The sequence below is a fragment of the Paenibacillus sp. IHB B 3415 genome (assembly GCF_000802655.2).
Taxonomy (GTDB): domain Bacteria; phylum Bacillota; class Bacilli; order Paenibacillales; family Paenibacillaceae; genus Paenibacillus_AQ; species Paenibacillus_AQ phytohabitans.
Genome location: NZ_JUEI01000162.1, coordinates 1 through 4,019 on the forward strand (window position 1 = coordinate 1; position 4,019 = coordinate 4,019).

Here is a 4,019-nt window from a genome sequence, read left to right on the forward strand (position 1 = left end):
GCCTGTCGCACCTGTAACCCCAGTCGCTCCGGCTGTGCCTGTCGCACCTGTAACCCCAGTTGCTCCTGTGATGCCCGTCGCTCCCGTAACCCCAGTTGCTCCTGTGATGCCTGTCGCACCTGTAACCCCAGTTGTGCCTGTGATGCCCGCCACTCCTGTGATAGCTCCCAGAAGTTCAGCAGAAACCAGGCGGTGTGGCGTTACTAAGCCGCCTGAGCTATTTTTTCCCCAGACTGAGACTTGCACCTGTTCATCAATGGTTCCCGAAGTGACAAAAACAAACTCAAATGCATCCAGATCCGCATAGTACGTGGTAGTCAAAACCTGATTAGGCAGCACATTCAGCGTTTCGCTGACATATAGCGTGCGGATTCCATCCAGATAGTAACCCTCTACCGTCACGAAGGAAGACATGGTATCACTTCGGTTATCGATTTTGACCGTGATCTGCTGAGTGGGTCTAAGCCCGCCTACCGCATTATTCTCAATCGGTCCTGTAGATAAAAAGCTCATCTTGATTTCTCCTCTCCGAATATTTAATAGTGATAACAACTTACTATATTCGAGCCATCACTGGAGGTGTGGACAAAGCCGGATATCTATTGCAAATACCGGATGTTATGGGTTGCATTTTCCGGAAACAAGGTTCCGCTTGACATTCCGCTATTGCTTTCTTCCAGAAATTCGCTATACTGATAAAAATCATATTGAATCGATGACCGGGAGAGTAATATCCCTGAATCTAGTCCCCAGCGAGCCGGGAGAGTGTAAGCCGGTACAGATCAGGATTATGAAGCGCACCCGTGAGATGGACTTCTGAACCTTAAGAGTAGGAAGCCCCGGCTAAAGACCGTTAACCTGTAAGGTGGTTGAACTGTAGGTTCAGCAACGAGAGTGGTACCGCGAGCGCATAAGCCTCGTCTCTTTTGAGACGAAGGCTTTTTTTGTTGTTTTTTTCACCTTACGGACCCTTGAAGTCTTCCGCCCTCAGCCACTGCTTACACCATTCACAACTATTTCGGGAGGTACTTATTCATGTTAAGCGAGCTAATTAAAGACAGTCTGGAACAATGTATTCACAAAGTATCTGAAGGCCTGGGGATTCCCGGCAGCTCTGCGGTAAAAGTGGCTCTGGAGCAGCCTGCGAATGCGGACCATGGAGACTACTCCAGCAATATAGCCATGCAGCTGGCCCGTACCCTGCGCAAAGCCCCGGCCGTCATCGCAGAACTGATCATCGCCGAGCTGAAGTCATCGGGCTCTGTAAACGGACTGCTGCAGAGAATCGAGGTTGCCGCGCCGGGGTTCATTAATATGTATATCGACTGGCAGGCATGGGCCAAGGCTGAGTTCAAGCTGCCGCTGGCAGCTGGCGAGAAGGTTATTGTGGAGCATACTTCGGTGAACCCGAACAAATCCATGCATATCGGGCACCTGAGAAACTCCTGTATCGGGGATGCACTGGTTAGAATTCTGAGAAAAACCGGCTACACGGTCGAGGTACATAACTACGTGGATGATCTCGGCAATCAGCTTGCAGATACTGTAGTCGGCCTCTTGAATGTCCCGCTTGCCGGGGAGCATGTCCGTTTCGGAGATTACTGCTGGGATATTTACGCTGAGATCAACAAGGAGTACGCGGAGCATCCTGAAAGTGTAAATAAACGGACCGAAATTCTTCACGCGCTGGAAGAGGGGCATGGCAATACCGCCTGGATTGGCAACCTTGTCGCCGGACAGATTGTAAAAGAGCATGTGGAGGAGATGCGCAGCTTCGGCATTCACTACGACCTGCTTGTTTGGGAGAGCAGTATTCTGAAAGAAGGCTTCTGGTCTTCCGCCTTCGGCCTTTTGTCGCAGACAGATGTGTTCGTTCAGGAGAAGGAAGGCAAGCTGGCCGGCTGCTGGATTCTGAAGCAATCCGCTGGGACTGGCGCACAGGAGACACAGGAGACAGAAGAGGAGCATCAGAAGGATAAGGTGCTGGTTCGCTCGAACGGGATTTTGACCTATACGGCCAAGGATATTGCTTATCATCTGTGGAAATTCGGCCTCTTGGACAAGGACTTCGCCTACAGCGAATTTGGCAGCGGGCTGTGGACGACCGGCTTGAGGGGTGAGACGCTGCCTTTTGGACGCGCAGACAAGGTCGTGAACGTGATCGACTACAGACAGGAGTATCCGCAGGCGATGGTAAAGCAGGCCTTCCAGGCACTGGGCTACAGCGAGCAGGCGGATCGGCTGCATCATGTAAGTTATGGTGTAGTTTCGCTAAGTCCGGCTTCCGCTGCCGAGCTCGGTCTGGATACATCCGCCGGCAAAAGCTCCTACGCCATGTCCGGACGCCAGGGCATCGGCATCAAGGTAACCGAGCTTGTCCGGCTTATGGAGCATTCCATCGAGGCTACCCGTTCCGACAAAAACGGCCTGTCCAGCCGGCTCATCGCCACCGCTGCCATCCGCTACTATCTGCTGCGCTTCAATCTGGGTACAGAGATTGTGTTTGACTTCAAACAAGCCATGGAGATTTCCGGCAACACTGGCGTTTATCTGATGTATGCCTATGCCCGGGCAAGCCGTGTGCTCAGTAAAGGCAGCGCCCTGGCGGACAGCGGTATCGGGAATAGCGGCGGTAACGAGCATGGCGGGAGCCGCGAGTATGGTGGGCACGGGAATAGCGGGGATAACGGGAGCAGCAAGCATAGCGCGAGCAGCGGGCCTGACGGGAGCAACGCGCATGGCGGGCTTCCGCTCTTTCCGCCGCAGCTTGAAGCAGCCGAGCTCGCCCTGCTGAGACAGCTCAGCCTCTGGCAAGACACCCTATATACTGCAAGCCGGGAGCTTACGCCGAATACGATCTGTAACTATGCGCATAGTCTGGCCGTACTGTTCAGCAATTTCTACTCCGCCTGCCCGATCCTCAAAGGAGAGGCTTCCAGCGTCGCCTTCCGTCTATGGCTGACCCGGAGCTTCACCGATACTTTGGGCGAGGCGCTGGATGTGCTCGGGCTGCCTAAGCCGGAGCGGATGTAAGCTGGGGCGGAGAAGCTGTAGAGAGCCCCGCATAGTACAAGTAGGGCTTATAGTAGATAACTGTACTCATTGGGTGAATGATGTTGGTTACTTGGGGGATCTCTGTAGGCGAGCGGGGGTTTGAGTAACAATAGTCTTGCGGATCGCTGTACAAAGAGTGACTTGAATGCTCAGACAGTAGGGATTTCCAGGAAAATTGTCTGCATTGTGCAGATGAAATCTTCTGCTAAGCTATGCGGACTCAGATGACGCTATTTGGCGAAAAAACCTGTTTTTCTGACCGATGCGGACTCAGGAGCCCTTATATTGTAGTTTGGAGCTCAAAATGAGGGGAAACGGGTTAGTTAACGGCATCTGAGTCCGCATGGACTGCGAAAAGATGTGATCCGCCGAAATAAGATCACCTCAGTCCGCAACGCTGCTTCTAAACGTGATGGTCCCGCTTCAAAGTAATTTTTGCTCCAACGTCCCCGCTGGCGCGAGGCTTCTCATCCTCCGGACAACAAAACAGCCTTCCCGAAGGAAGGCTGTTACTTGACGTCCCGGAAGGGATACAGCCAAACTTCGGCTGATTGCGATGTATTCCTATCGAAGCTTAACCTCCAACGTCCCCGCTGGCGCCGGCTTCTCATCCTCCGGACGACAAAACAGCCTTCCTGAAGGAAGGCTGTTACTTGACGTCCCGGAAGGGATTCGAACCCCCGACCGTGCGCTTAGAAGGCGCATGCTCTATCCAACTGAGCTACCGGGACAAATGAAGAATCATGAAACCTAAAGCTGTAAAGACCATATGTATTAATGCAACGTTATTTATTATACCTGATTCACAGAATTTATCAAGACTAAACTCTCCCAGCCAACAAATGAGGTCCCCTACACCCCACCGTGCAGGCGACTTCTGAGCGATCCAGTGGATATCCTGATATATGAAGATCCTAAGAACAAAATCACCCTAACGGGTGAATAACGTTCTAGCCAGCGGTTAT

At 52.4% G+C, this 4,019-nt stretch carries 1 protein-coding gene, 1 tRNA gene, 1 pseudogene and 1 other annotated feature; of the genes and pseudogenes, 1 reads left to right on the forward strand and 2 read right to left on the reverse strand.

Annotated elements, in window-relative coordinates; genetic code table 11:
- Window positions 1–513, reverse strand: a pseudogene (locus tag QW71_RS35790) (YVTN family beta-propeller repeat-containing protein); the annotation flags it as partial.
- 193 nt (window positions 514–706) lie between these two features.
- Window positions 707–928: a binding site (T-box leader), on the forward strand.
- A gap of 107 nt (window positions 929–1,035) precedes the next feature.
- Between QW71_RS35790 and QW71_RS35795 the strand changes: the two are divergent.
- Window positions 1,036–3,033: an arginine--tRNA ligase gene (locus QW71_RS35795; protein ID WP_039310707.1), complete on the forward strand. Its 1,998-nt coding sequence runs from the start codon at window positions 1,036–1,038 to the stop codon at window positions 3,031–3,033.
- 678 nt (window positions 3,034–3,711) lie between these two features.
- On the opposite strand, the gene QW71_RS35800 is transcribed toward QW71_RS35795, so the two are convergent.
- Window positions 3,712–3,785: transfer RNA gene (locus QW71_RS35800), tRNA-Arg, on the reverse strand.
- Between the last annotated feature and the right edge of the window lie 234 nt (window positions 3,786–4,019).

Excerpts from the sequence above, each read along its gene's own strand:
- QW71_RS35795 (WP_039310707.1), top strand. The coding sequence starts at position 1,036 with ATGTTAAGCGAGCTAATTAAAGACAGTCTGGAACAATGTATTCACAAA.